General features: G+C 67.2%; 6 protein-coding genes. 4 read left to right on the top strand and 2 right to left on the bottom strand.

Translation table 11 applies throughout. The annotated features are described in order from the left end of the window. Positions 1 to 6: 6 nt before the first annotated feature. Positions 7 to 591 carry an adenylate kinase gene (locus tag ACR9ZJ_RS18800; RefSeq protein WP_481282499.1) on the bottom strand — a complete coding sequence of 195 codons (585 nt, stop codon included), beginning with the start codon at positions 589 to 591 and terminating at the stop codon, positions 7 to 9. Positions 592 to 770: 179 nt separating this feature from the next. Here ACR9ZJ_RS18800 and ACR9ZJ_RS18805 point away from each other — a divergent pair, with 179 nt between their 5' ends. Beyond that, on the top strand, positions 771 to 2027 hold the full coding sequence (locus ACR9ZJ_RS18805) for a 6-phosphofructokinase (RefSeq protein ID WP_481288621.1): 1257 nt from the start codon (positions 771 to 773) through the stop codon (positions 2025 to 2027). Between the two features lie 134 nt (positions 2028 to 2161). Here the strand turns inward: ACR9ZJ_RS18805 and ACR9ZJ_RS18810 are convergent, their stop codons facing one another. Then, positions 2162 to 3004: a UdgX family uracil-DNA binding protein gene (locus tag ACR9ZJ_RS18810; RefSeq protein WP_481288622.1), complete on the bottom strand. Its 843-nt coding sequence runs from the start codon at positions 3002 to 3004 to the stop codon at positions 2162 to 2164. Positions 3005 to 3030: 26 nt separating this feature from the next. On the opposite strand from ACR9ZJ_RS18810, the gene ACR9ZJ_RS18815 reads away from it, so the two are divergent. The 3 genes from ACR9ZJ_RS18815 (at position 3031) to ACR9ZJ_RS18825 (ending at position 5277) form a co-directional block, all read left to right on the top strand. Beyond that, positions 3031 to 4317 (top strand): amidohydrolase family protein, encoded by a 1287-nt coding sequence (locus ACR9ZJ_RS18815; protein WP_481288623.1) that lies wholly within the window; start codon positions 3031 to 3033, stop codon positions 4315 to 4317. A gap of 150 nt (positions 4318 to 4467) precedes the next feature. Further along, entirely contained in the window at positions 4468 to 4908 is a 441-nt protein-coding gene (locus ACR9ZJ_RS18820) for an RcnB family protein (RefSeq protein ID WP_481288624.1), read from the top strand. Between the two features lie 15 nt (positions 4909 to 4923). Then, the gene (locus ACR9ZJ_RS18825) at positions 4924 to 5277 is read left to right on the top strand and encodes an RcnB family protein (RefSeq protein ID WP_481282494.1); all 354 of its coding nucleotides are present in this window, start codon (positions 4924 to 4926) and stop codon (positions 5275 to 5277) included. The last annotated feature ends 132 nt before the right edge of the window (positions 5278 to 5409 follow it).

Below are 5409 nucleotides of genomic sequence, written 5' to 3' on the forward strand. Positions count from 1 at the left end.
GGGGGATCAGGCGCTGGCGGCCTTGACGCCACCGGGCAGTACGTCCAGCACGCGCTGGGTCACCTCGTCGAGCTCGCCGACGCCGTCGACGACCTGCAACTTGCCGCGCTGCTTGTAGAAGTCGGCCACGGGCGCGGTCTGGTCGGCATAGATGCTGAGCCGCCTCTTGACCGTGTCCGGGTTGTCGTCCGGACGGCCTTCCTTCTCGAAACGCACTTCGCAGCGGTCGACGATGGCCGAATCGGGCACGTCGAGCTTCACCACGACATCCAGCGGCTGGCCGATGCGGGCGAGCACGGTATCGAGCGCGTCGGCCTGCGCCAGGTTGCGCGGATAGCCGTCGAGGATGAAGCCCGGCTTCGCGTCGGGCTCGCCCAGGCGATGCTCGATGATGCCGAGCATGATGTCGTCGGGCAGCAGCTGGCCGGCGTCCATGAGGCCCTTGGCCTTGAGGCCCAGTTCGGTGCCGGCCTTGATCTCCGCGCGCAACAGGTCGCCGGTGGAGATGTGCGGTACGCCGAGGCGTTCCTTGAGGCGGGTGGCCTGGGTACCCTTGCCGGAACCGGGGGCGCCGAATAGCACGAGTCGCATTGATGCTCCGTTTCGTCGGACGCACGGGGCAAACCCGCCGCCGGACACGAGAAAATGGGTCTCAAGGTAACGGCAGCGGCGCCGCCGCGTCAAACGGCTGAAATACCGGCCCCGTTCAAGCCACCGTGACGCCGGGCGCGCTACCCTGCGCTTCCCGCCCCACCAGAAGGATGCGAAGCATGGCCGCCGGCAAACTCCTCTACGCCCAGTCGGGCGGTGTCTCCGCCGTGATCAACGCCACCGCCGCGGGCGTCATCGAGACGGCCCGAGACAAGGGCATCGTGGTGTATGCCGCGCGCAACGGCATCCTTGGCGCGCTGCGCGAGGAGCTCATCGACACCTCCAAGGAAGCCAAGGCCAACATCGCCGCGCTGAAGCACACGCCGGGCGGCGCCTTCGGCTCCTGCCGCTACAAGCTGAAGTCGCTGGAGGAGAACCGCGCCGAATACGAACGCCTGATCGAGGTCTTCAAGGCGCACGACATCCGCACCTTCCTCTACAACGGTGGCAACGATTCGGCGGACACCGCCAACAAGGTCTCGAAGATCGGCCAGGCGCTCGGCTACGAGGTGAACTGCATCGGCGTGCCGAAGACGATCGACAACGACCTGGTGGTGACCGACACCTGCCCGGGCTTCGGCTCGGTGGCGAAGTACACGGCGATCGCCGTGCGCGAGGCCAGCCTCGACGTCGCCTCCATGATGGATACCTCCACGAAGGTGTTCATCATCGAGGTGATGGGCCGCCACGCGGGCTGGATCGCCGCGGCGGCCGGCCTGGCCGGTTCGGCGGCGGGCGATCCGCCGCACGTCATCCTGTTCCCGGAGAACGTTTTCGATCCGGAAGCGTTCCTCGCCAAGGTCAAGGCCACCGTCGAGAAAGTGGGTTATTGCACCGTCGTGGTGTCCGAGGGCGTCAAGGACAAGGAAGGGAAATTCCTCGCCGAGTCCGGCGCGCGCGACGCGTTCGGCCATGCGCAACTGGGCGGCGCCGCGCCGGTGCTGGCGGCGCTGGTGCGCGAGAAGCTGGGCTACAAGTACCACTGGGCCCTGCCCGACTACCTGCAGCGTTCGGCGCGGCACGTCGCTTCCAAGACCGACCTCGAACAGGCTTACGCCGTGGGCAAGAAGGCGGTGGAATACGCGGCGGAAGGACTCAACGCCGTCATGCCGGTGATCGTGCGCACGTCGGACGAGCCGTACAAGTGGAAGATCGAGGCGGCGCCGCTGGACAAGATCGCCAATCACGAGAAGAAGATGCCGAAGAACTTCATCTCGAAGGATGGTTTCGGCATCACCGCGGCAGCGCGCCGTTACCTCGCGCCGCTGATCCAGGGCGAGGCCCCGCCGCCGTACGGGGCGGATGGCCTGCCGGTGTATGTGACGCTCAAGAACGCGGCGGTGCCGAGGAAGTTGAAGAAGTTCGCGATCGGGTGACATCGCGCTCCAGGAGTGGGGGAGCCGCTCGTTGTGGGAGCCGCTTCAGCGGCGATGGGCGCTTGCGGTGACCTGGCCCGCTGCCGCGGGATCGCCGACAAGGTCGGCTCCCACCCGGCTCCGCGAGCACTCATCTACCCCAACACCTCGCGCAACCGCTTGAGGTCGCGAACGAAATCCGCGAAGCCCTGCTCGCGTGCCTCATGCCCCGGCAAGCGCAGCAGGTACGACGGATGCACCGTGGCCAGTCCACGGCGTCCGTCCGCCAGTTCGATCCAGCGTCCGCGTTCCGCCATCAGCCGGAACGACGCGCCAAACACCGCCTGCGCCGCCATCGCGCCCAGGCATACGATGCCCTTCGGATCGATGCGATCGATCTCCGCCGCCAGCCAGGGCCGGCATGCCGCCTGCTCCTCCGCGTTCGCCCGCTTGTGCAGGCGCACCTTTCCGCGCGGCTCGAACTTGAAGTGCTTCACCGCATTGGTGACATAGAGAGCACTACGTTCGATGCCCGCCGCATCCAGCGCGCGATCGAACAACTTGCCTGCGGGACCGACGAAGGGCTTGCCGGCCAGGTCTTCCTGGTCACCGGGCTGTTCGCCGATCACCACGATCCGCGCGTGCACCGATCCCTCGCCGAACACCGTCTGCATCGCCGGCTTCCACAGGTCGCACGCCCGGCACTCGCGTGCCTGCTTGCGCAAGGCCGCGATACTGCCTTGCGGCGCGTCCACGGCAGCCTTCTGCAAGGGCGTGATCTTCTTTCCACGAATCGTCGGCTGCTTGTCGACCATGGCTTCCATCCTCGGCAACGCGTCGGCGCGGCTTGCTCCGGGTCCGAAGGGAGACTCTCGCCGTCGCGGTGCGCGTTGCGTGACGGCGCCAGCAAGGATCGGTGCATGCCAATGAACCGGCAGGCCACCCCGTGCGGGCCAACGCGGTTGGCGATGACCCGGCGGCGAAGCGGCCGGTATCATGAAGCGTCATCCTTCCCGGACCCGCCATGGACCTCATCATCCGCCACGCCAGCCTTACCGACGGCCGCACGGACGTCGACATCGGGATCGTGGACGGCCGCTTCGCGGCGATCCAACACGGCCTGCCGGCGAAGGGAGCCGAGGAGATCGACGCACAGGGCCGGCTGGTCGCGCCGCCGTTCGTCGACGCGCATTTCCACATGGATGCCACGCTGTCGCTCGGCCTGCCACGCCTGAACGCCTCCGGCACGTTGCTCGAAGGCATCGCGCTGTGGGGCGAATTGAAACCCCACCTCACCCAGCAGGCGCTGGTCGATCGCGCGATGGCCTATTGCGACATGGCCGTGGCCCAGGGACTGCTCGCGATCCGCAGCCACGTGGACGTCTGCGACGATCGCCTCCTGGCGACGGAAGCGTTGCTCGAAGTGAAGCGCCGCGTCGCGCCGTACCTTCACCTCGAACTCGTTGCGTTCCCCCAGGACGGCCTGCTGCGCTCGCCGCATGCGAAGGCGAACCTCGTGCGCGCGCTGGACATGGGCGTGGACGTGGTCGGCGGCATACCGCACTTCGAACGGACGATGGCCGACGGTGCCGCCTCCATCCGCTGGTTGTGCGAACTGGCGGCGGAGCGCGGCCTGCGCGTGGACATGCACTGCGACGAGTCCGACGACCCGCTGTCACGCCACATCGAGACATTGGCTGCGGAGACCATCCGTACCGACTTGCAAGGGCGTGTGACGGGCTCGCACCTCACCTCGATGCACTCCATGGACAACTACTACGTGTCCAAGCTGCTCCCGCTCATCGCGGAAGCCGGCGTGCACGCGATCGCCAATCCACTGATCAACATCACCCTGCAAGGCCGGCACGACACGTATCCGAAACGGCGCGGCATGACCCGCGTGCCCGAACTCATGGATGCGGGCGTGAATGTCGCCTTCGGCCACGATTGCGTCATGGACCCCTGGTACGGCATGGGCTCCGCCGACATGCTCGACGTGGCGCACATGGGCCTTCACGTGGCGCAGATGACTTCCACGGCGGGCGTGGCGCGCGCCTTCGCCGCCGTGACCGCCAACGCGGCGCAGGTGCTCGGCCTGGAGGGATACGGCATCGCGCCGGGAAACCGCGCCGACCTGGTGCTCTTGCAGGCCGGCGACGCCTACGAAGCGATCCGGCTCAAGGCGAACCGCCTGCTGGTGGTACGCGGGGGCCGGATTCTGGCCCGGACACCTGAACGGAGAACCGAGCTCCGCCTGCCGGAACGCCCGGAAAACCTCAGCCTGGAGTTCCGCCCGGGCTCGATTTCCTGAACGCACCGGTTCAATAGCTGTCGCGGCAATGAACGCTTTCTTGAATCTTTCATTTCGTAGGACTTCGCGTTCAGCCAACGCTGCCTAGCATCCGAATCGTCGATCGGCCGTGGTGACCCGCGGGGTGACGATCGTCCTGGGAGACCTATGATGAAAACGATGCTTCGTACCGCGTTCGCCGTGCTGGCGCTGGCCACCACCACGGCGGCCTTCGCCGACGACCATGGGCGCGGCGACCGCGACCACGGCCGTGATCGCGACCGCCACGGCTACGACCGTCGCCATGACGACCGCGGCTGGCGCCACGACAACGACTGGCGCGGGTATCGTCCGCCGCCGCGTTATTACGGCCACGGCTACGACCACCGTTATGACCATCGCCCGGTCTATTACCACCGTCCGCCACCGCCGCGTTACTACGGCCATTGGGAGCGCGGGCATCGTTACTACGGACGCAACGTGGTCGTGTACGACTACGACAACTATCGCCTGCGTCCCCCGCCGCGCGGCTACCACTGGGTCCGCGAGAACAACGATTTCCTCCTGGTCGCCATCGCGACGGGCATCATCTTCGACATCGCCACGCGTTAACGGGAGACACGAATCATGAAATCGTTCGGCAAACTGGTCTTTTGCATCGCCACCCTGGGTGCGATCGCGCCTGCGTTCGCTTTCGATCCGCCGCGCGGTGGACCGCCAGGGCAGGATCGCCGCGACGACAAGCGCGACGACCGCGACTGGCACGACGACCGCGGCAATCATCGCGGCCCGCCGCCGCATGCACGCAGCTGGCAGCGCGGTCATCGCTACGATGGTCCCGTCATCATCGTGAACGACTATCGCGTGCGCCACCTGCGCGAGCCGCCACGTGGTTACCACTGGGTCCGCGACGACGATAGCGACCAGTACCTGCTCGTGGCCATCGCCACCGGCATCATCCTGGATATAGCCACGCGGTAACCCGAGCGTGGGGGGGGGGGGGGCCCGCCCCCCCCCCCCCCCCCCCCCCCCCCCCCCCCCCCCCCCCCCCCCCACAGCCCCCCCCCGCGGGGCGCCCCCAAAAGCACAAGAAAAATAACACAAACAACCCCC

Source organism: Luteibacter sp. KNZ12-1A, assembly GCF_056755675.1.

Excerpts from the sequence above, each read along its gene's own strand:
- ACR9ZJ_RS18800 (WP_481282499.1), bottom strand. The coding sequence starts at position 591 with ATGCGACTCGTGCTATTCGGCGCCCCCGGTTCCGGCAAGGGTACCCAG.
- ACR9ZJ_RS18805 (WP_481288621.1), top strand. The coding sequence starts at position 771 with ATGGCCGCCGGCAAACTCCTCTACGCCCAGTCGGGCGGTGTCTCCGCC.
- ACR9ZJ_RS18810 (WP_481288622.1), bottom strand. The coding sequence starts at position 3,004 with ATGATACCGGCCGCTTCGCCGCCGGGTCATCGCCAACCGCGTTGGCCC.
- ACR9ZJ_RS18815 (WP_481288623.1), top strand. The coding sequence starts at position 3,031 with ATGGACCTCATCATCCGCCACGCCAGCCTTACCGACGGCCGCACGGAC.
- ACR9ZJ_RS18820 (WP_481288624.1), top strand. The coding sequence starts at position 4,468 with ATGAAAACGATGCTTCGTACCGCGTTCGCCGTGCTGGCGCTGGCCACC.
- ACR9ZJ_RS18825 (WP_481282494.1), top strand. The coding sequence starts at position 4,924 with ATGAAATCGTTCGGCAAACTGGTCTTTTGCATCGCCACCCTGGGTGCG.